Origin of the sequence: Streptomyces sp. NPDC050121, assembly GCF_044460385.1 — a bacterium.
GTDB classification, from domain to species: domain Bacteria; phylum Actinomycetota; class Actinomycetes; order Streptomycetales; family Streptomycetaceae; genus Streptomyces; species Streptomyces soliscabiei.
Genome location: NZ_JBITJV010000041.1, coordinates 47,343 through 70,175 on the forward strand (window position 1 = coordinate 47,343; position 22,833 = coordinate 70,175).

Annotated in this window: 20 protein-coding genes; 6 read left to right on the forward strand and 14 right to left on the reverse strand. The window is 71.6% G+C overall.

Translation table 11 applies throughout. From position 1 onward, the window contains the following. The first annotated feature begins 143 nt into the window (after positions 1–143). Positions 144–1,760 (forward strand): AMP-binding protein, encoded by a 1,617-nt coding sequence (locus ACIBTS_RS40365; RefSeq protein WP_399325712.1) that lies wholly within the window; start codon positions 144–146, stop codon positions 1,758–1,760. A gap of 15 nt (positions 1,761–1,775) precedes the next feature. Beyond that, the gene (locus tag ACIBTS_RS40370) at positions 1,776–2,636 is read left to right on the forward strand and encodes a PaaX family transcriptional regulator C-terminal domain-containing protein (RefSeq protein WP_399325714.1); all 861 of its coding nucleotides are present in this window, start codon (positions 1,776–1,778) and stop codon (positions 2,634–2,636) included. Here the strand turns inward: ACIBTS_RS40370 and ACIBTS_RS40375 are convergent. Continuing rightward, on the reverse strand, positions 2,626–5,016 hold the full coding sequence (locus ACIBTS_RS40375) for a bifunctional salicylyl-CoA 5-hydroxylase/oxidoreductase (RefSeq protein ID WP_399325716.1): 2,391 nt from the start codon (positions 5,014–5,016) through the stop codon (positions 2,626–2,628). The genes ACIBTS_RS40370 and ACIBTS_RS40375 overlap by 11 nt on opposite strands. A gap of 2 nt (positions 5,017–5,018) precedes the next feature. Continuing rightward, positions 5,019–5,846, reverse strand: coding sequence for an enoyl-CoA hydratase family protein (locus ACIBTS_RS40380; protein WP_399325718.1), 828 nt, complete (start codon positions 5,844–5,846; stop codon positions 5,019–5,021). A gap of 319 nt (positions 5,847–6,165) precedes the next feature. Here ACIBTS_RS40380 and ACIBTS_RS40385 point away from each other — a divergent pair, with 319 nt between their 5' ends. Then, on the forward strand, positions 6,166–6,627 hold the full coding sequence (locus ACIBTS_RS40385; protein ID WP_399325773.1) for an ATP-binding protein: 462 nt from the start codon (positions 6,166–6,168) through the stop codon (positions 6,625–6,627). Between the two features lie 30 nt (positions 6,628–6,657). Here ACIBTS_RS40385 and argF read toward each other — a convergent pair whose 3' ends face one another. Together argF and ACIBTS_RS40395 are read right to left on the reverse strand one after the other, a co-directional pair. After that, the gene (argF, locus tag ACIBTS_RS40390; protein ID WP_399325720.1) at positions 6,658–7,665 is read right to left on the reverse strand and encodes an ornithine carbamoyltransferase; all 1,008 of its coding nucleotides are present in this window, start codon (positions 7,663–7,665) and stop codon (positions 6,658–6,660) included. 78 nt (positions 7,666–7,743) lie between these two features. Next, positions 7,744–8,967, reverse strand: a complete 1,224-nt coding sequence (locus tag ACIBTS_RS40395) for an arginine deiminase (RefSeq protein ID WP_319343287.1) — start codon at positions 8,965–8,967, stop codon at positions 7,744–7,746. Between the two features lie 154 nt (positions 8,968–9,121). Between ACIBTS_RS40395 and ACIBTS_RS40400 the strand changes: the two genes are divergently transcribed. Together ACIBTS_RS40400 and ACIBTS_RS40405 are read left to right on the forward strand one after the other, a co-directional pair. After that, the gene (locus ACIBTS_RS40400; RefSeq protein ID WP_399325722.1) at positions 9,122–10,291 is read left to right on the forward strand and encodes an SPFH domain-containing protein; all 1,170 of its coding nucleotides are present in this window, start codon (positions 9,122–9,124) and stop codon (positions 10,289–10,291) included. Further along, entirely contained in the window at positions 10,288–11,193 is a 906-nt protein-coding gene (locus ACIBTS_RS40405; RefSeq protein ID WP_399325724.1) for a hypothetical protein, read from the forward strand. Before ACIBTS_RS40400 ends, ACIBTS_RS40405 begins: the two co-directional genes overlap by 4 nt. A 9-nt stretch (positions 11,194–11,202) precedes the next feature. Here ACIBTS_RS40405 and ACIBTS_RS40410 read toward each other — a convergent pair whose 3' ends face one another. The 10 genes from ACIBTS_RS40410 to ACIBTS_RS40455 form a co-directional block, all read right to left on the reverse strand. Beyond that, positions 11,203–13,761 (reverse strand): polynucleotide kinase-phosphatase, encoded by a 2,559-nt coding sequence (locus ACIBTS_RS40410; protein WP_399325726.1) that lies wholly within the window; start codon positions 13,759–13,761, stop codon positions 11,203–11,205. Then, positions 13,758–15,248 carry a 3' terminal RNA ribose 2'-O-methyltransferase Hen1 gene (locus ACIBTS_RS40415; protein WP_399325728.1) on the reverse strand — a complete coding sequence of 497 codons (1,491 nt, stop codon included), beginning with the start codon at positions 15,246–15,248 and terminating at the stop codon, positions 13,758–13,760. The genes ACIBTS_RS40410 and ACIBTS_RS40415 overlap by 4 nt, the downstream gene beginning before the upstream one ends. 109 nt (positions 15,249–15,357) lie before the next feature. Then, on the reverse strand, positions 15,358–16,320 hold the full coding sequence (locus ACIBTS_RS40420) for a DUF4232 domain-containing protein (RefSeq protein WP_399325730.1): 963 nt from the start codon (positions 16,318–16,320) through the stop codon (positions 15,358–15,360). Positions 16,321–16,442: 122 nt separating this feature from the next. Then, positions 16,443–17,366, reverse strand: coding sequence for an LLM class F420-dependent oxidoreductase (locus ACIBTS_RS40425; RefSeq protein ID WP_079658985.1), 924 nt, complete (start codon positions 17,364–17,366; stop codon positions 16,443–16,445). Positions 17,367–17,850: 484 nt separating this feature from the next. Then, positions 17,851–18,348 (reverse strand): DUF6099 family protein, encoded by a 498-nt coding sequence (locus tag ACIBTS_RS40430; protein ID WP_399325775.1) that lies wholly within the window; start codon positions 18,346–18,348, stop codon positions 17,851–17,853. Between the two features lie 201 nt (positions 18,349–18,549). Next, positions 18,550–18,879, reverse strand: coding sequence for a nucleotide pyrophosphohydrolase (locus ACIBTS_RS40435; RefSeq protein WP_334576460.1), 330 nt, complete (start codon positions 18,877–18,879; stop codon positions 18,550–18,552). Next, complete coding sequence (locus ACIBTS_RS40440; RefSeq protein ID WP_399325732.1) at positions 18,876–20,174, reverse strand: ATP-binding protein; 1,299 nt, start codon at positions 20,172–20,174, stop codon at positions 18,876–18,878. The genes ACIBTS_RS40435 and ACIBTS_RS40440 overlap by 4 nt, the downstream gene beginning before the upstream one ends. A 222-nt stretch (positions 20,175–20,396) precedes the next feature. Then, on the reverse strand, positions 20,397–20,792 hold the full coding sequence (locus tag ACIBTS_RS40445; protein WP_079658989.1) for a cell division protein SepF: 396 nt from the start codon (positions 20,790–20,792) through the stop codon (positions 20,397–20,399). A 351-nt stretch (positions 20,793–21,143) separates the two neighbouring features. After that, positions 21,144–21,269 carry a hypothetical protein gene (locus ACIBTS_RS40450; protein WP_399325734.1) on the reverse strand — a complete coding sequence of 42 codons (126 nt, stop codon included), beginning with the start codon at positions 21,267–21,269 and terminating at the stop codon, positions 21,144–21,146. A 190-nt stretch (positions 21,270–21,459) separates the two neighbouring features. Beyond that, positions 21,460–21,975, reverse strand: coding sequence for a YceI family protein (locus ACIBTS_RS40455; protein WP_399325736.1), 516 nt, complete (start codon positions 21,973–21,975; stop codon positions 21,460–21,462). Positions 21,976–22,089: 114 nt separating this feature from the next. Here ACIBTS_RS40455 and ACIBTS_RS40460 point away from each other — a divergent pair, with 114 nt between their 5' ends. Further along, positions 22,090–22,659 carry a MarR family winged helix-turn-helix transcriptional regulator gene (locus ACIBTS_RS40460; protein WP_399325738.1) on the forward strand — a complete coding sequence of 190 codons (570 nt, stop codon included), beginning with the start codon at positions 22,090–22,092 and terminating at the stop codon, positions 22,657–22,659. Positions 22,660–22,833 lie beyond the last annotated feature (174 nt).

A 22,833-nucleotide genomic window follows, 5' to 3' on the forward strand; every position in this document is an offset into this window, starting at 1 on the left:
CTCCTCCGACAGTATCCGACGGTATCGCGGACCGTTGACTGTCGTCACCAAGGCGATACGCTCGATGTGCGAGCCCAGGACGACGCCCGCCCGGGCGGCCCAGCCGGACAGACCGTCCATCCAGGCAAGGGGGGCGCACGCCCATGAACGTCTCGGCCCATGTCGACACCTTCGCCCGCGACCATCTCCCGCCGCCCGGCCACTGGCCCGAGCTCCGCTTCGAGCTGCCCGAGCTGCGCTACCCCGACCGGGTGAACTGCGCCGCCGAACTGCTCGACCACGCCGCCCCGGAGCGGCCCGTCTTCCACACCCCGACCGGGCCGTCCTGGACGTACGGCGAGCTGCGCGCCCGGGTCGACCGGATCGCGCATCTGCTCACCGGCGACCTCGGAGTCGTTCCCGGAAACCGCGTACTGCTGCGCGGTCCCACCACGCCGTGGCTCGCCGCCTGCTGGCTGGCGGTGCTCAAGGCGGGCGCGATCGCGGTCACCGTCCTGGCCCAGCAGCGGCCGCACGAGTTGCGCACCATGTGCGACATCGCCCGGGTGAGGCACGCGCTGTGCGACATCAGGGCCGTCGACGACCTCGCCAAGGCGGAGATACCCGGGCTGCGGATCACGGCCTACGGCGGTGACGCCCCCGACGACCTGTTGAACCGGCCTGCGCCGACCGAGCCGTACCGGGCCGCCGAAACCGCCTCCGACGATGTCGCGCTGATCGCGTTCACCTCCGGCACCACCGGCCGCCCGAAGGGCTGTCTGCACTTCCACCGGGATGTGCTGGCGATCGCCGACACCTTCTCGCGACATGTGCTGAAACCACTTCCCGACGATGTCTTCGCCGGCAGTCCCCCACTCGGCTTCACCTTCGGACTCGGCGGGCTGGTCGTCTTCCCGTTGCGGATCGGCGCCAGTGCGCTGCTGCTGGAACAGGCAAGCCCACGGCACCTGTTGCCGGCGATCGCCGAGCACCGGGTGACCGTGCTGTTCACGGCGCCCACCGCCTACCGCGCGATGCTCGACGACCTCGACGGGCACGACGTCTCGTCGCTGCGGCGCTGTGTGTCCGCCGGCGAGAACCTGCCCGCCGCCACCTGGCGGACCTGGCACGAGCGGACGGGGCTGCGGCTGATCAACGGCATCGGCGCCACCGAGCTGCTGCACATCTTCATCTCGGCGGCCGACGAGCGCATCAGGCCCGGCACGACCGGCGTCCCCGTGCCGGGCTGGCACGCGCGCGTGCAGGACGCGGACGGGACGCCCGTGCCCGACGGCGAGCCCGGCCTGCTCGCCGTGCGCGGCCCGGTCGGCTGCCGCTATCTCGCCGACCCGCGGCAACAGCAGTACGTGCGCGACGGCTGGAACGTCACCGGCGACACCTATGTCCGCGAGGCCGACGGCTACTTCCGGTACGTCGCCCGCGCCGACGACATGATCATCTCGGCCGGGTACAACATCGCGGGACCCGAGGTCGAGGAGGCGCTGCTGCGCCATCCGGACGTGGTCGAGACGGCGGTCGTGGGGCGGCCCGACGAGCGCCGGGGGCAGGTGGTCGTCGCGTTCGTCGTCCTGCGGGAAGGCGCCCGGCGCGACACGGAGGCGCTGCGCGCCTTTGTGGAACAGGAACTGGCTCCGTACAAGTGCCCGCGCGAGTTCGTGTTCCTGGACGCGCTGCCGCGCACCGCGACCGGGAAACTGCAGAGATTCAGACTGCGCGCCGAAGACCGAGGCGGTGACGACACCGATGGTGACCAGCAGTGATGCCGAAGACCTAAGATGATCAACGTGTCCGACCAGCCAGCCCCCCGGTCTCTCATCGTCACGCTCTACGGCGCGTACGGCCGCTTCGCCCCGGGCCCGGTGCCCGTCGCCGAGCTGATCCGGCTGCTCGCCGCGGTCGGCGTCGACGCGCCCTCCGTACGCTCCTCGGTGTCCCGGCTGAAACGGCGCGGGCTGCTGCTGCCGGCCCGTACCGCACAGGGCGCGGCCGGTTACGAACTCTCCGACGAGGCACGGCAGTTGCTCGCCGACGGCGACCGCCGCATCTACGCCACGGCGCCCCCCGTGGACGAGGGGTGGGTGCTGGCGGTGTTCTCGGTGCCGGAGTCGGAGCGGCAGAAGCGTCATGTGCTGCGGTCGCGGCTCGCGGGTCTGGGCTTCGGCACGGCGGCTCCTGGGGTGTGGATCGCCCCGGCGCGGCTGCACGACGAGACCCGGCACACCCTGCGGCGGCTGCGCCTGGACCCGTATGTCGACCTCTTCCGCGGCGAGCACCTCGGCTTCGCGCCGACCGTCGACGCCGTGGCCCGCTGGTGGGACCTGGCGGCCATCGCCAAGGAGCACGAGACGTTCCTCGACCGCCACGCGCGCGTGCTGGAGGCCTGGCAGCAGCGGCCGGACACCCCGCCGCAGGAGGCCTACCGCGACTACCTCCTGGCCCTGGACTCCTGGCGCCACCTGCCCTACACGGATCCCGGCCTGCCCGCGCGCCTGCTGCCGCAGGGCTGGCCGGGCACCCGCTCGGCGGCGGTGTTCCAGGCGCTGCACGAGCGGCTGCGGGACGCAGGGGCGGAGTTCGCCGGGGTCCCCGGCGCCGGCCGTGCGGCCCCCAAGGCACCCGGCGACCTCAACTCGTGAGTGTCAGGCGGGGTTTGGGCGCGTCCGTACGTCCGGTGCGCGGGGGCCGGCTGCCCGCGCGGTAGGGGGCGGGCCAGTCCGCGCCGGGGCCGGCGTAGCCCTGCTCGGCGGCCGCGTGCAGGGTCCAGTCGGGGTCGTAGAGGTGGGGCCGGGCGAGGGCGCAGAGGTCCGTACGGCCCGCCAGGATCAGGGAGTTGACGTCGTCCCAGGAGGAGATGGCGCCGACCGCGATGACCGGGACGCCCGTCTCGTGCCGGATCCGGTCGGCGAACGGTGTCTGGTACGAGCGTCCGAACTCGGGCCGTTCCTCGGCCACCACCTGTCCGGTCGACACGTCGATCGCGTCGACCCCGTGCGCGGCGAAGGCGCGGGCGATCTCGACGGCGTCGTCGGCCGAAGTGCCGCCCGCGGCCCAGTCGGTGGCGGAGATGCGCACGGTCATCGGACGGTCCGCCGGCCAGACCTCGCGGACCGCGTCGAAGACCTCCAGCGGGAAGCGCAGCCGCGCGGCGAGCGAGCCTCCATAGGCGTCCGTGCGACGGTTGGTCAGCGGCGAGAGGAAGCCGGACAGCAAGTAGCCGTGGGCGCAGTGCAGTTCGAGCAGGTCGAAGCCGGAGCGGGCGGCCCGTCCGGCGGCGGCGGTGAACTGTTCGCGCAGATCGGCGAGTTGGGCCCGGCCGAGCGCGCGGGGCGTTTGGCTGTCCGGCTTGTAGGGCAGCGGGGAGGCGGCCACCAGCGGCCAGTTGCCGTCGGGCAGGGGTTCGTCCATGCCCTCCCACATCAGCTTCGTCGAGCCCTTGCGTCCGCTGTGGCCGAGCTGGACCCCGATCGCGGCGCCCAGCGCGTGTGTGTGCACGAAGTCGGTGATCCGCCGCCAGGCGTCGGCCTGCCGGCCGGTGTAGAGGCCGGTGCAGCCAGGGGTGATGCGCCCCTGCGGGGACACGCACACCATCTCGGTCATCACCAGAGCGGCCCCGCCGAGGGCGCGGGCGCCGAGGTGGACGAGGTGGAAGTCACCGGGGACGCCGTCGGTGGCGGAGTACATGTCCATGGGCGAGACGACGACCCGGTTGCGCAGGGTCAGGCCGCGCAGCCGGAACGGGGTGAACATCGGGGGCGTTCCGGGCGGGCAGCCGAACTCCCGCTCCACAGCCTGGGTGAAATGAGGGTCGCGCAGCCGCAGGTTGTCGTGGGTGACGCGACGGCTGCGGGTGAGGAGGTTGAAGGCGAACCTGCGGGGCGGCTGGTCGAGGTAGAGGCCGAGGTTCTCGAACCACTCCAGGCTGGCGCGCGCGGCCCGCTGGGTGGAGGCGACGACGGGCCTGCGCTCCTCCTCGTACGCGGTCAACGCCGAGGGCGGATCGGGGTGTTCGTGCAGACAGGCGGCCAGCGCCAGGGCGTCCTCGACGGCGAGCTTGGTGCCGGAGCCGATGGAGAAGTGGGCGGTGTGGGCGGCGTCGCCCAGCAGGACGAGGTTGCCGTGCGCCCAGCGCTCGTTGACCACCGTACGGAACGTGGTCCAGGTGGAGTTGTTGGACTTCAGGGGGCGTCCGCCGAGCGCGTCCGCGAAGATCTTGGCGCAGTGCTCGACCGATTCCCGCTCGTCGAGTTGGTCGAAACCGGTTGCTCGCCAGACTTCCTCGCGCATCTCGACGATCACGGTCGAGGCGTCGGCCGCATACGGGTAACCGTGCAACTGCATCACGCCGTGCTCGGTCTCGGCGATCTCGAAGCGGAAGGCGTCGAAGGCGAAGTCGGCGGCGAGCCAGATGTAGCGGCAGCGATGGCCTTCCACCTGTGGCCGGAAGACATGGGCGTACGCCTCGCGGGTGGTGCTGTGCACGCCGTCGGCGGCGATGACGAGGTCGTACTCCTCCGTCAGCCGGGCAAGCTGCGGCGCCTGCGTACGGAAACGCAGGTCCACGCCGAGGAAACGGCAGCGCTCGTGCAGGATCTGCAGAAGGCGTCTTCTGCCGAGGGCGGCGAAACCGTGTCCTTGGCAGGTGTGGCGGATGCCTCGGTGGACGATGTCGATGTCGTCCCAGCGGATGAACTCCCGCTGGAGGGCCGTGTAGACCTGCGGGTCGGCGTGTTCGATGCCGCCCAGGGTTTCGTCGGAGAGGACCACTCCGAAGCCGAAGGTGTCGTCGGGGGCGTTGCGTTCCCAGAGGGTTACTTCCCGGGTGGGATCCAGGCGTTTCAGCAGCGCTGCGGCGTAGAGACCGCCGGGGCCTCCGCCGACGATCGCGATGCGTCGCGGGCGGCGGGTGGTCGTCGGCGACTGCCTGCCGTTCGTGGCCGGTCGCGGCCCCGCGGCGGCGGCCGCGGATCCATCGCGGTCCGGCGTCGCCGGGGGCGTTGCCCGCGCGTCGGCTGCCATGTCTACCGGCCCTTCCACTTCGGAGGGCGCCTTTCCTTGAACGCGGCGTGGAACTCCGTGTAGTCCTCGCCGTTCATCAAGAGGGCCTGGGTGGCCGCGTCGAGTTCCACCGCCGTCGCCAGCGGCATGTCCAGCTCGGCCGTCAGCAGGGCCTTCGTCTGCGCGTACGCCAGGGCCGGGCCGTCGGCCAGGCGGCGGGCCAGGGTCTGGGCGGCCTCGTCGGCCCGGCCCTCCTCCGTCAGTTCGCTGATCAGGCCGATCCGTTCGGCCTCGGGGACGCGGACCGGTTCGCCGAGCATGAGCAGGCGGGTGGCGTGGCCGAGGCCGACGACGCGGGGCAGGAGGTAGGCGGCGCCCATGTCGCCGCCGGAGAGGCCGACCCGGGTGAAGAGGAACGCGAAGCGGGCGCTGGGGTCGGCGACCCGGAAGTCCGCGGCCAGGGCGAGGACCGCGCCGGCGCCCGCCGCCACTCCGTGCATGGCCGCGATCACCGGGAACGGGCACTCCCGTACGGCCCGCACGACCTGGCCGGTCATCCGGTTGAAGTCGAGCAGCTGGGCGGCGTCCATGCCGAGGGTGGCGCCGATGATCTCGTCGACGTCCCCGCCGGAGCAGAAACCGCGTCCCTCTCCGGACAGGACCAGGGCGCGGACCGACCGCTCCCGGGACAGTTCGGCGAGCAGGTCGCGCAGGTCGGCGTAGGCGCCGAAGGTGAGGGCGTTGAGTTTCTCGGGACGGGCCAGGGTGACGGTGGCGATGCCGTCGGTGAGCTCGACGCGCAGGTGACGCCAGTCGGAGGTGCGGGCGGCGGAGCCGGTGAAGGGACTCATGAGGCGGCCTCCTCGACAGTCAGCTTCGAAGTTATCACCCTCTCGTGACTGTCGTCATGAGTACGCGATAGACCGTACGGGCAGAATCGAATCGCCGTGTCACCGCACGCCATGTTCCCGTCACACACGTCACCGGTCGTCGATAACGCGGTAACAACGGGATCAGCCGTGCGAGGGGGACCGTTGACCCGGGTAAGCCGCCGATAGCGGGGCCGCGGGTCCCGTACGGCACCCGCCGAGCGCCTCTGTCGGAGGCCGCCGTTACCATTCATAAAGTTGAAAGCAGGACCGCCTGATGTCGATCACGGGAACCTGCGCCATGAACGGACTCGCCTTGCACGAACGCCCCGCCGACTCCGCCGCCTCCTGGCGAATCGCACTGCCGCACTCCGCCGCGGCCGTGCCGGTGGCCCGCGCACTGGTCCGTACGGCGCTGGCCGAGCTGAAGCACGGGGCGGACAGCGACACCGCCGAGCTGCTCACCGCCGAGCTGGTGGCGAACGCCGTGGAGCACACCGCCGGGGACGCCCCGATAGAGCTGGTGGTGGAGCTGCGGCCGACCGGCTGCCAGGTCGAGGTGCATGACCCCGACCCGGTTCCGCCCGGCGATCTCACCCGGCCGTCCGGCGAGGAGCCCGACCCCTGGCAGGAGCACGGGCGGGGGCTGCTGCTGATCCGCGCCCTCAGCTCGTCCTGCGGACACCGGCCCACGGACCAGGGCAAGGCCGTGTGGTTCAGGCTGGCCGCGGTCCCGCAGCAGTGGCGTCCGCGTCCGGCGTGACGCCGCCGCCCCGGACGGCGTAGGGCCAGGTCAGGCCAGGGTTGCCACGAGTACGGCCTTGATGGTGTGCAGCCGGTTCTCCGCCTCGTCGAAGACGACCGAGTACTCCGACTCGAAGACCTCGTCGGTGACTTCCAGCGAGTCGAGGCCGTGACTGTCGTATATGTCCTGGCCGACCCTGGTGCCCAGGTCGTGGAAGGCGGGCAGGCAGTGCAGGAACCTGACGTCCGGGTTGCCGGTGGCCCGCAGGACGTCCATGGTCACGGCGTACGGGGCGAGGGCGGTGATCCGCTCGTCCCAGACCTCCTTGGGCTCACCCATGGAGACCCATACGTCGGTGGCGACGAAGTCGGCGCCCGCCACGCCCTCGGCGAGGTCCTCGGTGAGCAGGATCGTGGCGCCCGAGGCCTCGGCGAGCTCGCGGGCCCGGCCGACGACCTCGTCACCGGGCCAGTACGCCTTGGGCGCGACGATACGGACGTCCATGCCGAGCAGCGCCCCGGTGACCAGGTAGGAGTTGCCCATGTTGAAGCGGGCGTCGCCGAGGTAGGCGAAGGCGATCTGGTTCAGCGGCTTGCTGCTGTGCTCGGTCATGGTGAGCACGTCGGCGAGCATCTGAGTGGGGTGCCAGTCGTCGGTGAGGCCGTTGTAAACGGGGACGCCCGCGTGGGCGGCGAGCTCCTCGACCTTGTGCTGACTGTCGCCGCGGTACTCGATGCCGTCGTACATCCGGCCCAGGACGCGCGCCGTGTCCTTCACCGACTCCTTGTGGCCGATCTGCGAGCCGGCGGGGTCGAGGTACGTGGTCGACGCGCCCTGGTCGGCGGCGGCGACCTCGAACGCGCAACGGGTCCGCGTCGACGTCTTCTCGAAGATCAGCGCGATGTTCTTCCCGCGCAGGTGCTGCGGCTCGGTCCCGGCCTTCTTGGCGGCCTTCAGCTCGGCGGCCAGCTCGATCAGGCCGCGGAACTCCTGCGCCGTGAAGTCCAGCTCCTTGAGGAAGTGGCGGCCGGCGAGGGCGGTCGGGACAGTCGCCATGGGGGCGCTCCAGAGGTACGAGAACAGGACCGTGGAAGTCTATACGATTATTAGCATTTCTATACAGCCTCCTCGGTCCTATACGGCCGCCCGTTCGACCGGACAGCTCATACAGCGCGGCCCACCCCTCCCCCGGCCCAGCTCACTACCCGGGATCTCTATCACTTCGATGCCCTGTTTCCGCAGATGGGTGTTGGTGGTGACGTTGCGCTCGTAAGCGATGACAACGCCCGGTTCCACGGCGAGGACGTTGCAGCCGTCGTCCCACTGCTCACGTTCGGCCGCGTGGACGTCCTGGGTGGCGGTGAGCACCCGGATCTCGCTGAGGCCGAGGGCGGCGGCGATCGCGCGGTGCATGTGCTCCGGAGGGTGGTCGGTGACCTTCAACTCCTTCTCGCCGACGCCCGGTTCGATGGTGTACGAGCGGAGCATGCCGAGGCCCGCGTACTGGGTGAAGATGTCGCCGTCGACCATCGTCATCACCGTGTCGAGGTGCATGAAAGCGCGCCGCTTCGGCATGTCGAGGGCCACGATGGTCTCGGCCGAGCCCGCGGCGAACAGCTTGTGGGCGAGCATCTCGACGGCCTGCGGGGTGGTGCGTTCGCTCATGCCGATCAGCACGGCGCCGTTGCCGATGACGAGGACGTCGCCGCCCTCGATGGTGGACGGGTAGTCGGACTGCCCCTCGGACCAGACGCGGAACGTTTCGCCACGGAAGAGGGGATGGTGCCGGTAGATCGCCTCGAAGTGGACGGTCTCGCGTTGCCGGGCCGGCCAGCGCATGGCGTTGATGGCGACGCCGTCGTAGATCCAGGCGGAGGTGTCGCGGGTGAAGAGGTGGTTGGGGAGGGGGTCGAGGAGGAAGTCGTCGAGGTCCATCACGTGGAAGCGCACGGACGTCGGTTCGGAATGCGCTTCCAGGAACTCCCGCTTGGTCATGCCGCCGACGAGGGCCTCCGCCAGTTCCGGGGCGGGCAGGGTGTCGAAGGCAGCGCGCAGGTGATCGGTGGCGAGCACCCCGTACTCCTTCTCGTCGAAGACGCGGTCCAGGACGAGCGCTCTGGCCGCCGGGATCCCCAGGGCCTCGGTGAGCAGGTCGCCGAAGAGGTGCACGGCGACGCCGCGGTCGCGCAGCACATCGGCGAAGCCGTCGTGCTCGGCGCGCGCCCGGCGCACCCAGAGCACGTCGTCGAAGAGCAGGGTGTCCTTGTTGCTGGGGGTGAGCCTTTTGAGCTCGAGATCCGGCCGGTGCAGGATGACGCGGCGCAGCCGCCCGGCCTCGGAGTCGACATGGAATCCCATGTCTCCATCCTGACCATCGGGGACCGACTTCACCCGCTGCCCGACCGTTTCCGTATCCGCTTTGTTTTCGTCCTCTTGACGACAACTCTTCCTCGCGACTATCGTCGGATTATCGTCGCAGTGACGAAAATTGCGGGAGCGAGGGGGATCACCCATGGCCGACATCACCCGGCGGCTGGGCTGGCGTCATCTGCGGGGCGGGCCCACGGCACACGTCCGCCACCACCGCTCGGGCAAGCTGGTGCACGACGGGCCGGGGCTCAGCTTCTGGTTCCGCTCGCTGACCGCCGCGCTCTCCGAAGTGCCGGTCGACGACCGGGAGTTGGCCATGACCTTCCACGCCCGCACGGTCGACTTCCAGGATGTGGCGGTGCAGGCGACGGTGACCTACCGGGTCAGCGATCCGGCCGTGGCCGCCGCCCGTCTCGACTTCTCCATCGACCCGGACACCGGCGCGTGGCGCGGTGCGCCCCTGGAGCAGCTCGGCACGCTTCTGACGGAGACGGCGCAACAGCACGCGCTGGACGTCCTCGCGCGTACGTCGCTGTCGTCGGCGCTGGTGGACGGTGTGACGGCGGTGCGGGAGCGGGTCGCGGCGGGGTTGGCGGCGGAGCCGCGGCTGCCGGCCACGGGCATCGAGATCGTGGCCGTCCGGGTCGTCGCACTGCGTCCGGAGCCGGAGGTGGAGCGGGCGCTGCGGACCCCGGCGCGCGAGCTGATCCAGCAGGAGGCCGACCGGGCGACGTACGAGCGGCGGGCGGTGGCCGTCGAGCGAGAGCGGACGATCGCCGAGAACGAACTGGCCAGCAGGATCGAACTCGCCCGCCGTGAGGAGCAGTTGGTCGAACAGCGCGGTACGAACACCCGCCGGGAGGCGGAGGAGAACGCGGCCGCGGACAAGGTACGGGCGGAGGCGGAGGCGACGCGCACGGTGCGGCTCGCGGAGGCGGAGGCCGCGCGGTCGGTGAAGCTGGCGGAGGCGGAGGCTGCGAAGCAGGTGCGGTTGGCGGACGCCGAGGCGCAGCGCACGGAGCGGCTGACCCAGGCGGAGGCGACGCGCACGGTGCGGCTCGCGGAGGCGGAGGCCGCGCGGTCGGTGCAGTTGGCCCGTGCCGAGGCCGAGGCGGCGCGCGAGGTCGGCGAGGCGCGGGCCCAGGCCCAGGCGGCCTGGCTGCGGGTGCACGGCGACGTCGATGTGGCGACCCTGCACGCGCTCACCGGGACGCGGCTGGCGGAGAACCTGCCGCACATCGACAGCGTGACGATCTCGCCGGACGTACTGACCGGGCTGCTGTCCAGGCTCGGCGCGGGAGAACGGGAATGAGTCTCGCCCCGCGGGCCGTGCTGGTCCACCGCACCACGGAGTACGAGGAGTTGGTGGCCCGCCATGGCACGCACGGCCAGGCCGCCTTCTTCCTCTCCTCGCGGGGCCGGGAGATCGAGGAGGTCGCCGAACGCCACCGCCGCACCCGGCGGGCGCTGGCGGAGGTAACGGCCGCGATCCCTCTGACGTGGCGTCAAACTCAGGTTGAGCGCGCCGACTTGGACCGGTTCCTGTTCGCCCCCGAGGACGTGGTGGTCGTGGTCGGACAGGACGGTCTGGTGGCGAACGTGGCCAAGTACCTTGCCGGGCAGCCGGTGGTGGGCATCGACACGGACCCCGGCCGCAATCCGGGCGTCCTGGTCCGTCACCGCCCGGAGGACTCCCGGACGCTCCTGCCTTGCGTGCTCGCGCCCGGCACCGGCACGGCCGAGCTGACCATGGTCGAGGCGGTCGCCGACGACACGCAACGGCTGCTGGCCCTCAACGAGATCTACCTGGGCGCCGCTGGCCACCAGACCGCCCGCTACCGCCTGGGCCTCGACGACGACGGGGGTGCCGTCGAGGCCCAGGCCTCCTCCGGAGTGCTGGTGGGCACGGGAACGGGGGCGACCGGCTGGATCCGGTCGGTGTGGCAGGAACGGGACGGCGGCGGTCGCCTACGGCTGCCGGGCCCCACGGAGGACCGCCTGGTGTGGTTCGTACGGGAGGCGTGGCCGTCCCCCGCGACCGGCACCTCCCTGGTCGCCGGCGAACTCGCGGCCGGCGACCGGCTGACCCTCACCGTCGAGTCGGAACGCCTCATCGCCTTCGGTGACGGCATCGAGAGCGACGCGGTGGAGCTGACGTGGGGGCAACGGGTGCGGGTCGGGGTGTGCGGGGAACGGCTGCGGTTGGTGGGGTGAGGGCCCCGCTCACAACCGGGGGTCCACCGGCTCCGACTCCAGGGCCAGCACCCCGAACACCGCCTCGTGAACCCGCCACAGGGGTTCGCCCTCGGCCAGGCGGTCCAGGGACTCCAGGCCGAGGACGTACTCACGGATCGCCAGCGACCGCTTGTGGTTGAGGAACCGGCCGCGCAGCCGGGCGAGGTTGTCGGGGCGGGTGTACTCCGGGCCGTAGATGACCCGGAGGTACTCGCGGCCCCGGCACTTGATGCCGGGCTGGACCAGCCGGCCCTCCTCGTCGCGGGCGAGCGCGGCGAGCGGCTTGACGACCATGCCCTCGCCGCCCCGGCCCGTCATCTCCAGCCACCAGTCGACGCCGGCCCGGACCGACTCGGGGTCGGCCGGGTCCACGTACAGGCGGCGGGTGGTCCGGAGCAGACCCGTGGTGTCGTGTTCCACCAGGCGGTCGAGGAGCGACAGTTGTTCGTCGTGGGGCAGCGCCGCGAGGCTGCGGCCCTGGACCGCGAGGATCTGGAACGGGGCGAGGCGGACGCCGTCCAGGCCGTCCGTCGGCCAGCAGTAGCGGCGGTACGCCTGCGTGAACGCGGCCGCGTCCGAGGCGCGTCCCCGCTGCCGGGACAGCAGGTCCGTGACGTCGACACCTCGTGCCGCCGCGCCTTCCAGGGCGGCCAGCGCACCCGGGAAGACGGCGCCCGACGCGGCGCCCACGGCCGCGTACTGCGAGCGCAGGAGGCCGGCGGCCTTCAGCGACCACGGCATCAGCTCGGCGTCCAGCAGGAGCCAGTCAGTGTCCAGCTCCGACCACAGGCCCGCCTCGTCCACGGCGGTGCGCACACGGCCGAGGATCTCCTCCGTGACCGCACCGTCGTCGAAGAACGGGCGGCCCGTGCGGGTGTAGAGGGATCCGGTGGGACCGTCCACCCCGAAACGCTTACGTGCTGTCTCCGCGTCGCGGCACACCAGGGCCACCGCCCTGGAACCCATGTGCTTCTCCTCGCACACGACCCGGGCGACGCCGCCCCGCGCGTACTGCGCGAACGCCTCCGCCGGGTGCTCCAGATAGCCCTCGCTGTGCGACGTCGCCGTGGGCGCCATCGTCGGCGGGAGGTAGGGCAGCAGGCGCGGGTCGACGGCGAAACGGCTCATGACCTCCAGGGCCGCGGCCGCGTTCTCCTCACGGATCGAGACTCGGCCGTGCCCGTCGTAACGGGTTTCGACGATACGCCGGCCGTTGACGTCGGCCAGGTCCAGGGGCCGGCCGTCGTGTCCGCCAGGCGCCTCCGACCGCAGCGGCTTCGTCGGCTCGTACCAGACCTGCTGCGCCGCTACGTCGACCAGCTCGCGCTCCGGCCACCGCAGCGCGGTGAGCTTGCCGCCGAAGACCGCGCCGGTGTCCAGGCAGATGGTGTTGTTCAGCCAGGTGGCCTCCGGGACGGGCGTGTGGCCGTAGACGACGGCCGCCCGGCCGCGGTAGTCCTCCGCCCACGGGTAGCGCACCGGCAGGCCGAACTCGTCGGTCTCACCGGTGGTGTCGCCGTACAGGGCGTGCGAGCGGACACGGCCGGAGGTACGGCCGTGGTACTTCTCCGGCAGACCGGCGTGGCAGACCACCAGCCGGCCGCCGTCGAGGACATAGTGGCTGACCAGCCCGTCGATGAACTCCCGTACCTCGGCGCGGAACTCCTCGCTCTCCGTCTCCATCTGCTCGATGGTCTCGGCGAGTCCGTGAGTGTGCTGGACCTTGCGGCCCTTCAGGTAACGGCCGTACTTGTTCTCGTGGTTGCCGGGCACACACAGGGCGTTGCCCGAGGTGACCATCGACATGACGCGGCGCAGCACCGCCGGGCTGTCCGGGCCTCGGTCGACCAGGTCGCCGACGAAGACGGCCTGCCGTCCGTCCGGGTGGACACCGTCGATGTAGCCCAACTTGCCCAGCAGCGACTCCAGTTCGGCGGCGCAGCCGTGGATGTCGCCGATGATGTCGAAGGGCCCGGTGAGGTGGGTCAGGTCGTTGAAACGCTTCTCGGTGACGACCGAGGCGTTCTCGACGTCCTCGACGCCCCGCAGGACGTGCACCTTGCGGAAGCCCTCGCGCTCCAGGTGACGCAGGGAACGGCGGAGTTCGCGGGTGTGACGCTGGATGACCCGGCGGGGCATGTCCGCGCGGTCGACGCGGGCCGCGTTGCGTTCGGCGCACACCTCCTCCGGGACGTCCAGCACGATGGCGATGGGCAGCACGTCGTACTGCTTGGCCAGGTCGATCAGTTGGCGGCGGGCGTCCTGCTGCACGCTGGTCGCGTCGACCACCGTGCGGCGGCCGGCCGCCAGCCGCTTGCCCGCGATGTAGTGCAGGACGTCGAAGGCGTCGCGGGTCGCGCTCTGGTCGTTCTCGTCGTCGGAGACCAGGCCGCGGCAGAAGTCGGAGGAGATGATCTCGGTGGGCCTGAAGTGGCGGCGGGCGAAGGTGGACTTGCCGGACCCGGACGCGCCGATCAGCACGACCAGGGAGAGGTCGGTGACGGGCAGCACTCGGCGCCGCTTCGTGGAAACCTGCGTCTCGGTCATGCTGCCTTCGCCTCCTTCACGTTCACGTTCGCGTTCTTGGTGCCTGCTGTGCTCAGTTCGAAGACGGCCATCTGGGTGGGCGGGCCGAGCTCCGGGTCGTCCGGGCCCACGGGCACGAACTCCACGTCGTAGCCGTGCCGTTCGGCGACCGTGGCCGCCCAGGTGCGGAACTCCTCGCGGGTCCACTCGAAGCGGTGGTCGCCGTGCCGGACATGGCCGGCCGGGAGGGTCTCCCAGCGGACGTTGTACTCGACGTTCGGGGTCGTCACGAGGACGGTCCTGGGGCGGGCCGAGCCGAACACCGCGTACTCCAGGGCGGGCAGCCTCGGCAGGTCGAGGTGTTCGATCACCTCGCTGAGCACGGCCGCGTCGTAGCCCTTGAGACGGGCGTCGGTGTAGGCGAGCGAGCCCTGGAAGAGCCGGACGCGCGAGGCCTGCCGCTCCCCCATCCGCTCCAGCTTCAGACGGCGGGAGGCGATGGTGAGCGCGCGCATCGACACGTCGACGCCGACGATCTCGGTGAACCGCGGGTCCTTCAGCAGCGCCTGCACCAACTGACCCTGACCGCAGCCGAGGTCGAGGACCCGGGCCGCCCCGGACGCCGTCAGCGCCGTGATGATCGCCTCGCGGCGCAGCACGGCCAGCGGCGTCGGGCGCTCCTGAGTCTCGGCCTCCGCCTCGACGGCGTTGTCGATCTCCTCGACCTCGCTGTCGTCGGCCTCGGCGAGCCTGACCAGCTCCAGCCGCTCCATCGCCTGCCGGGTCAGCGACCAGCGGCGGGACAGGTAACGGCTTGTAATCAGTTTCTGCTGGGGGTGGTCGGCCAGCCAGCCCTCACCGGCGCGCAGCAGCTTGTCGACCTCGTCGGGGGCGACCCAGTAGTGCTTGGCGTCGTCGAGGACGGGCAGCAGGACGTACAGGTGGCGCAGGGCCTCGGCGAGCGTGAGCGTCTCCGCTTCCAGGACGAGGCTCACGTACCGCGAGTCGCCCCAGTCCGGGAACTCCGGGTCGAGGGCCACCGGTTCGACTCCCACCGTCCAGCCGAGCGGCCCGAAGAGGTTACAGACGAGATCGGGGCCGCCACGGGCGGGCAGCGCGGGCACCTCGACACGCAACGGCCTTGCCTGCGCGGGCAGTTCGGGCTTCGCGGCGCACACCCCGCGCATCGCGCTGGAGAACACGCCGCTCAGCGCGACCGCGAGCAGCGAGGAGGCCGCGTACGGGCGGTCGTTGACGTACTGGGCGAGGGTCGCGTCGGGAGCGCCGCCGCGTCCCTTGCCCTTGCCGCGCCTCACGAGCGCCACGGCATCCACCTCCAGCAGCAGCGCCGCCGTGCAGCGCTCGGCGTCCGCCTCGGGGTAGAGGACATGGGCCTTGCCGTAGGAGGTGGAGAACGCCTGCGATTTGTCGGGATGCTTGTGCAGCAGGAAGCCCAGATCGGTGGCGGGGCGTTCGGGGGTGCCGGTGGTGCTGATCGTCAGGAACACGGTGGGTGCCTCGGAAGGGTTCGGATGGAGCGAAAGCGCTGGTAGTGCGCTCGCGCGCCCCTCCAACGTACAGAGAAACGGGTGAGAAGCACGCGGGATTTTCCTCGCGCTACCTTTCGGCCCGTTTCCATGCGCCGACCCCCAGTTTTCCGGTGGTCCCGAGGTCGAGGTGCGGGGTCACCGTCACGGGTGCGGCGCCGGGCTTCGCTCGGACGCGGACGTACGGGACGTTCACGGCGGTACCGGCTTGGGTGGTGTTGCGCCAGGTCAGGCCGGAGAGAGCGGTTTCGCCGGGTTTCAGGGTGAGGGGGCGGGGCGGTTCGTCGTAACCGGTTGCGCTGGAAATGCTCTCGCCGCCGTGCAGGATCCTGATTCCGTCGACCGGCTCACGGTCCTCGTCCAGGAGGGTCAGTTCCGGGTAGCCGTTGAGGGTGTAGTCCTTGTTTCCGCAGTTCTCCAGGTGGAGTCCGACGACCCGCAGTCCCATGGCGGCGTCGCCGTCGTCGGCCGTGAGCCGGATACCGGAGGGCGGGCAGACGCCCGGCTCGGCGGGTGCCTCGGCCGCGGGGACCTTGGTGACCTGGCCGACCTTGACCGTCGTCACCCGGGACGCTCCCGGCCCGGCCTCCAGCCGGACGGTCCCCTTCACCGTCCGGCCCGCCCCCACCGAGGCCACGGTCACGTGCTGGTTGCTCATGACCTCGCCGGCGCTCGTGGTGAACTCGAAGAGGACGGTGTAGGTCATCGCCTGGGCACCGGAGTTGGTGACCTCGTAGGCGGCCGAGGTGCCGGAGCCGTCGGAGTCGCCGATCCCGGTGGGGAGGCGTTCGGCCCTGACGATGCCGTCGGGTGAGGTGGCGGTCGCGGAGGGAGCGGGGGACTCCGAGGTGGACGCGATGGTCACCGAGGTGATCCGGACGCCGTCCACGGCGGGCTGGGTGACCTGGGTCCGCGGTGTCGAACCGTCCGCGCCGACACCGCCGTTCCGCGCGCCGGCGCGTTCCGATCCGCATGCCGTGAGCAGCAGTGTGGCGGCGAGGGCGGCCGGGAGGAGGAGGGTGGGTCTGCGCATCCGGCCACCTCATCAGGGTCACGCCCGGCCGACTGTGACGGAGGCCATACCTCCGGTCACAGCCGTGTCACAGATGACGTCCCGGTCTTTGTCTGCGCCGGCCGGGCCAGTGAGAGCTGCGCCTACGACAACTGGGCCTGCACCTGGGCGGAGATCAGCTCCAGGTGGTCCAGGTCGTGCAGGTCGAGGACCTGGAGGTAGATACGCCGGGACCCGGCCTCCATGTAGCGGCCGATCTTGTCGACGACCTCGGCCGGGGAGCCGGCCAGCCCGTTGGTCTTCAGCTCGTCGACCTCGCGGCCGATCGCGGCGGCGCGCCGGGCGAGCTCCGCCTCGTCCTTGCCGACGCAGACGACCAGGGCGTTGGAGAGGGTGATCGCGTCGGCGTCACGGCCGATCTCCGCCGCGGCGGCCCGCACCCGGCCGAACTGCCGCTCGCTGTCCTCGATCGTGCCGAACGGCATGTTGAACTCGTCGGCGAACCGGGCAGCCAGCCGAGGGGTGCGGGTCGCGCCCGTGCCGCCGATCAGCACCGGGATCTTCGGCTGCGCGGGCTTGGGCAGTGCGGGCGAGTCGGTGAGGTCGTAGTACGTGCCGTGGAATTCGAAGGTCTTGCCGAGCTCCGTGCCCCACAGGCCCGTGACGATCTCCAGCTGTTCCTCCAGGCGGTCGATCTTCTCCTTCGGGAAGGGGATGCCGTACGCCGTGTGCTCCGCCTCGAACCAGCCTGCGCCCAGGCCCAGTTCGACGCGTCCGCCGGACATCTGGTCCACCTGCGCGACCTGGATGGCGAGGACGCCGGGCAGCCGGAAGGTGCCGGCGGTCATCAGCGTGCCGAGGCGTATGCGCTTGGTCTCGCGGGCGAGGCCGGCAAGGGTGATCCAGGCGTCCGTGGGGCCCGGCAGGCCGCTCACGTCGCCCATCTTCAGATAGTGGTCAGACCGGAAAAAGGCATCGAACCCGAGGTCTTCGGTGGCCTTCGCCACGGTGAGGAGGGTGTCGTAGGTCGCGCCCTGCTGGGGCTCGGTGAAGATACGCAGATCCATGCCTCCATCCTGCACGCCGGGTTTCCCACCGGTCCCACCGGTCCCCCGGGCCCCGCCACTCCCCTGTCGGGTGAGGAACGCCCCTGCCGTGCGTGGGGAGTTGCCCGGCCCGGTGACCTGCCTCAGCAGTGATCGTTGGCGTGGGCGGAGCCGGACCGCCCGGCACCCGCGCCCGGCAGGTCAGCGCCGGGACGTCACCCGCACCGGCCCTCCTCACGGGGGGGCCAGGGCCGAGGAGGCCGTCATGTCCGAAGAGACCGTGCCGCAGCAGGGCGGGGGCGCCGCCGCAGCCCGGCCGAAGGGGTTGTTGCAGCAGATGGAGGAGCTCATGGCGGCGCTGAACACGGATCTTTCGGCAATGGACGCGGACTTCCAGTCGGCCGGGCCGCGCAGCGGGCGGCGAGCGAGGAGGGCGTCGCGGGCTGAGCCCGTCTCCCGTCCCACGCTCGGCCCGCCGGGTCTCCTTCCTGCCCGGTCACCATGGTCACCGTTCCGGCAGGGCGCCCTCTCTCTCCTCTCGTTCCTCTCGTTCCTCTCGTTCCTCTCTCGCCGCCAGCTTGCGCAGCATCTCCAGGACCCGGTCCCTGGACTCGTCCGCCGCGTCGATGGCCTCCATGCACTGCCAGTACGTGCCCTGGTCGTCCGCCGAGCTCGCCAGGCCGACCAGGGCGATGCCGACCTCGCCGAGCAGGCCGCCCAGGTCGAGCAGGGCCCGGCGGGCGTCGTCCAGCGCGGTGAGCCGGGCGGCGAGCAGGTCCCCGGTGTCGAGGTCCGGCGCCCCCAGCACACCGCAGCCTCGGCCCGCCAGTTCGGTCAGTCCCAGGGCCTCGCCGCGCAGTTCGGGCGGGCCCGAGACGGCGAGGCGGCTGCCGATCGCCTGCGCCAGGGCCTGCGCCTGCCACACCTCCCTGAGGATCTCCACTCCCCCGCTGCTTCCCGCGAGCGCGCGCCTGCTCGTCAGGATGAGCCGCACCGCGTCCATGCGCTGCCCCCGTCTGCCCCGACGTGCTCTGCGCACGTCCGCCCGAACACCCGTGTCCACTACCCAGAGTGAGGGTCCATGGGGCGAAAAGCCAGAGGAAGGCGGAAATCTGTGGACAACAAATCGGTTTCGGTCCGCCAGATGACTACATTGAGTGAAAACGGATCGAATGGCTCCCGTGCGAGAGGCGGCGAGGGGCCGTTACGGCGCCGGGAACCTGCGCTCGTTGCGGTCGATCTTCGCGTCCAGGGCGGTCAGCGGATCGATCCCGAGCACCTCGCACAGTTGCAGCAGATACGCGAGCACGTCGGCGACCTCGTCCGTCACGCGGTGCGCGGTGTCCGGGTCGTCCATCACGCGCGCCGACTCCTCCGGCGTCAACCACTGGAAGATCTCGACCAGTTCGGACGCCTCCACACTGAGTGCGGCGACGAGGTTCTTGGGGGTGTGGAAGGGCTGCCAGTTCCGCGCGGCCGCGAACTCGGCCAGTCTGCGCTGCAGCTTCGCCACGTCGAGGTGTTGTTCTGTCACGGATTCAGGTGTACCACCGTCACTCCGTCCGTCCGGGCGGCCCACGACCCGTCGCTGACCGCGCCGACGCAGCGGATGTGGCCGCGTTCGGCCATCCGCACCGCGAGCCGTAGCAGTTCGGCGCGCTGCGTCACGTCGAGGCCCCGGTCGAGGCCGTCGGCGAGGAGGGTGAGGGTCTGCATCGCGGCAGGCACCTCGCCGGCCGGGTCCACATCGAGGACGCCCGGCCCGGTGAGCAGCACCAGCGCGAGGGCGACGTAGCGCAGCTCGCCGTATCCGAGCCGGGCGAGTTCCGTGCGGGTGCCGTCGGCGCGGTCGAGCACCGCGCGGACCGTGCCGTCGGCGAGCGGCTCGGCGCGCAGGTCCACGACCGCTCGTCCCGCGACCCGGCCGGCCCCGGCGGACAGCGCGGCCACCAGTTGCGCGTGCCGCCGTCCGCACTCCTCTCGGGTGCGCCACAGGACGTCGGCGAGGTTGTCGCAGCCCGCGAGGAGCCGGCCGGAGCCGGTAGGGACGGGGGAGCCCATCCAGTCGGGCTGCGGATCGCAGGCGAAGACGGACCGCAGGGCGACGACCATCTGTTCGGCGGCGGCGAGCACCTGCCGCTGTCCGTCGGTCTTGCCGGCCACGCGCAGTGGCAGCAGTGCGGTGCCGAGGCGGTCGTCGGGCAGCGGGGCGCGCGTCACCGGCGCGGGGCCGCCGGTGTGCCAGGCGGCCTGCACCGTGCGGCGGCCGGGATCGCGCAGGGCCGTCTCCAGCAGGACGGTGCCGTCCGCACTCAGCCGCTCCCCCACGATGCGCAGCTCGGGCTCGGCCTGCACGGCGATGTCGAGCCGGACCGGTCCGCCGGGTCCGTCGGCCGTGCATCCGATACGGAACCCCCGGCGATGCTGGGCGTCGGGCCGGGCCCCCTGCGGCACGCACGCGGCCGGATCGGCGAACACCTCGGCCAGCCGGGCCCCGCCGCCGAGCCGCGCCAGCGCCTCGTACGCCCGCAGCGCGCTGCTCTTGCCGCTCCCGCTGGCCCCGACGAACAGCGTGACGGCCCCGAGCGGATACCGGGCCCCGCGATGCCCTGCGAAGGCGGAGAGCCGCAGCTCGGTGACACAGGGCCGGACGTAGCGCACCGGCGCGGAGGCCGTGGACGGCTCCTTCGCGGGCGGCCCCGCGGGCGGCCCCGCGGGCGGCCCCGCGGGCGGCCCCTGCGCGGGCACGGTAGGCGAGGCGTCCCCGACGGGCGGCCCGTCGGACGCGGCGTGCGGTGAGGGCGCGGAGGAGGTGAACGGCGAGGCCATATGCGGACGGTAGGACTCCGCCACCAGGCGAACCGTTCCGCCGCGACAAGCTTCCTACGATCGGGGGACCGCGAGGGGCGGGCTCGAAGCGGCGGGCGGCCGGGGCAGGCCGGGCGCGCGCCTGCGCGGGCGCGCCGGGACTGTGCGGGCGCGCCGGGACTGTGCGGGCGCGCCCGGCGCCGGGCCATATGGCCCGGCGCCGGGATGTCAGGCGCCGATGTGTCAGGCGCCGGGCATGCCCGCTCCCTCCATGATGCCGCTGACCTCGGTGCCCGGTGGGGTCAGGAGGAAGACGTTGCGGTCGACCCGGTGCATGCCGCTGGCCAGGCCGAAGACGACTCCGGTGGAGAAGTCCAGGACGCGCTTGGCGGTGTCGGTCTCCGCGCCCGTCAGGTCGAGGAGGACCGGGATGCCCGCCATCAGCGTCTCGGCGACCTCCCGGGCGTCCGCGAAGACGTTGACCCGCAGCACGACGAAGCGGCGCCGGGTCTCCGTCTCCGCGTCGGGGAGCGCGCGATGGTCCACCGCCGAGGGCCACGCGTCCCGGCCCCGCAGCGGAACGACCTGTGCGAGCCCTTCCCACTGTTCATCGGTGACGTCGTAACGGTTCACCGGCACCCCCCGAACTGACTCGCCTTCAATGCGTGCACCAGCCAATTCTTACGCCAAGTCACCCGTTCGGCCCAACAGCGACACGGACCGCCACCGCCCCGGCCCGCGCACAGCGGCTTCTCACCCCCCGCGTTGGCGCTGCTGATCCCTGTGGTGGTGCGCCGGCCGCGGATCGGGCGGGGCGGGCGGCTCGGCGGGGCCGGGATCGCGCGGGCGGCGGCGGGCGTGCTGCCCTCGTTCGCCTGCTTCCTGGCGACGGGCTCCCAACGGCTACTACCAACTGATGACTCCGCTGTGGCTGGCGGCCGCGGTCACCGCGCCCCTTTCGGAGTTCGCCGACGCGTGGCGGCCGCGCCCTCACCCGCTGTCGGGAGCGCGGCGGCGGTCGGCCCGGATCGCCGCAGCCGTGCTGGTCGTCGTCCCGGCTCTGGCGAGCGTGGCGGCGAGCGCGGCAGGGAGTCCGCCGCTGGACATGCGGCTCACGTCGGTACGGCGGGCCTCGCCGACTGCCGTGTCCCTGGTGGCAGTTCGGGGCGAGAACCGCCGTCAGGGAAGTTCCGCTTCCCGCGTGCGGGCGTACGGGTCCGGCTGCGGGCCTTCACGGGGGCGCCGCAGACGTTGCCGAGCAGAGACTCGACCAAAGCCCTTCACACGACGCCGAATTGACGGAACGTCAGCTCTCTGTGCGGGTGAAGCGGAGGGTGGCGGTGACGGTGGTCAGGCCGCGGATCATGCCCATCTGGTTCCAGCCGAGCCCGAACTCGCCGCGGTCCACGGTGAATTCGGCGTCCAGGGTGACGGCGTCGGCGTCCGCCCGGCTCAGTCGCGCGGTGAACGACTGCGGCCGGCTGATGCCGCGCGCAGTCAGCTGACCGGACACCTGCACCGAGCTGTCGGCGCCGAGGGTGGCGGAGCGCACCGCGAAAATGATCTCGGGGTGGTTGTCGACGTCGAAGAAGTCCGCGCCGCGCAGGTGCGTGTCCCGCTTGGCGTTCTTCGTGTCGAGGGACGCCGCGTCCAGGGTCAGGGTGCCGGTGGCGGCGCCGTCGGCGCCCACCTCGCCTCCGCCGGTGACGGCGGCGAAGACGCCCTTGACGGTGACCAGGCCCCACATCGTCTTGTGCTTCAGGGCGACGGTGGAGGCGCCTGCGTCGAGCTGCCACAGTCCGGTTTCCACGGCGACGGTCATGGCGTTCTCCTCGGTGGTCCAAATTTGGATGATGCTGCCGCGACCACGGTAGCCGGTCATCCAAATCTGAACAACCAGGTCGTGCAAATTTGGACTACGGATACAATCGGAACCATGGCAGAGCCCGCTGAACACCCCGTCGACCTGCCCCCCTGTCCGTCCGTGCAGGACGCCGGGAGCGGGCTGCTGCCACCCGAGCTGCGCGGCTGGATGATGCTGCTGGCCGCGACGGGGGCGGTGGAACAGCGCCTGCGGACGGTGGTCAAGGAGCGGCTCGACGTCTCGCACGACGAGTTCCTGGTCCTGTGTCTGCTGGCGGAGCAGCCCCGGCAGGGCCTGCGGATGACCCGGATCGCGGAACTGCTGGGGCGCCCCAAGACCCGGCTGACGTATCAGATCGCCTGCCTCCAGCACGCCGGCCTGGTATCCCGCCAGTCGGTCTGCGGCGACAAGCGCGGCATCGAGGTCGCCCTCACCGACAAGGCCCGCCGGCTGCTGCGCGAGGCGGCCGACACGCTCGCCGGGACGGTCACCGAGGCGCTGGCCCATGTCATGGGTCCCGAGCAGTGCGCCGCGTTGAGCGGGCTGATTCCGGGCGCGGCCGCCAAGGAGACGGCGGAGACAGCGGAGACAGCGGCGGCGGAGTCGGAGCCCGGCGCGGCCTCCGACCGAGTCCGGCCGTGAACCCTTTCGGGGACTGCGGGTAATGAGGGATGTCGCCCATCGACCGATGAGGTGACGGCCCGTCGACCGCAGACACGGAGACCGTGGGGCCGCGACGATGATCCCTAGGCGGACCCCAAGGGAAATCTCATGGTGCCGGTGCGGATTTGTGCCGCTGTCCTGCGCCACCACGGG

Excerpts from the sequence above, each read along its gene's own strand:
- ACIBTS_RS40385 (WP_399325773.1), top strand. The coding sequence starts at position 6,166 with ATGAACGGACTCGCCTTGCACGAACGCCCCGCCGACTCCGCCGCCTCC.
- ACIBTS_RS40380 (WP_399325718.1), bottom strand. The coding sequence starts at position 5,846 with ATGAGTCCCTTCACCGGCTCCGCCGCCCGCACCTCCGACTGGCGTCAC.
- ACIBTS_RS40430 (WP_399325775.1), bottom strand. The coding sequence starts at position 18,348 with ATGGACGCGGTGCGGCTCATCCTGACGAGCAGGCGCGCGCTCGCGGGA.
- ACIBTS_RS40460 (WP_399325738.1), top strand. The coding sequence starts at position 22,090 with ATGGCAGAGCCCGCTGAACACCCCGTCGACCTGCCCCCCTGTCCGTCC.
- ACIBTS_RS40400 (WP_399325722.1), top strand. The coding sequence starts at position 9,122 with ATGGCCGACATCACCCGGCGGCTGGGCTGGCGTCATCTGCGGGGCGGG.
- ACIBTS_RS40455 (WP_399325736.1), bottom strand. The coding sequence starts at position 21,975 with ATGACCGTCGCCGTGGAAACCGGACTGTGGCAGCTCGACGCAGGCGCC.
- ACIBTS_RS40440 (WP_399325732.1), bottom strand. The coding sequence starts at position 20,174 with ATGGCCTCGCCGTTCACCTCCTCCGCGCCCTCACCGCACGCCGCGTCC.
- ACIBTS_RS40395 (WP_319343287.1), bottom strand. The coding sequence starts at position 8,967 with ATGGGATTCCATGTCGACTCCGAGGCCGGGCGGCTGCGCCGCGTCATC.
- ACIBTS_RS40420 (WP_399325730.1), bottom strand. The coding sequence starts at position 16,320 with ATGCGCAGACCCACCCTCCTCCTCCCGGCCGCCCTCGCCGCCACACTG.
- ACIBTS_RS40375 (WP_399325716.1), bottom strand. The coding sequence starts at position 5,016 with ATGGCAGCCGACGCGCGGGCAACGCCCCCGGCGACGCCGGACCGCGAT.
- ACIBTS_RS40425 (WP_079658985.1), bottom strand. The coding sequence starts at position 17,366 with ATGGATCTGCGTATCTTCACCGAGCCCCAGCAGGGCGCGACCTACGAC.
- ACIBTS_RS40410 (WP_399325726.1), bottom strand. The coding sequence starts at position 13,761 with ATGACCGAGACGCAGGTTTCCACGAAGCGGCGCCGAGTGCTGCCCGTC.
- ACIBTS_RS40365 (WP_399325712.1), top strand. The coding sequence starts at position 144 with ATGAACGTCTCGGCCCATGTCGACACCTTCGCCCGCGACCATCTCCCG.
- ACIBTS_RS40405 (WP_399325724.1), top strand. The coding sequence starts at position 10,288 with ATGAGTCTCGCCCCGCGGGCCGTGCTGGTCCACCGCACCACGGAGTAC.
- argF (WP_399325720.1), bottom strand. The coding sequence starts at position 7,665 with ATGGCGACTGTCCCGACCGCCCTCGCCGGCCGCCACTTCCTCAAGGAG.
- ACIBTS_RS40370 (WP_399325714.1), top strand. The coding sequence starts at position 1,776 with ATGATCAACGTGTCCGACCAGCCAGCCCCCCGGTCTCTCATCGTCACG.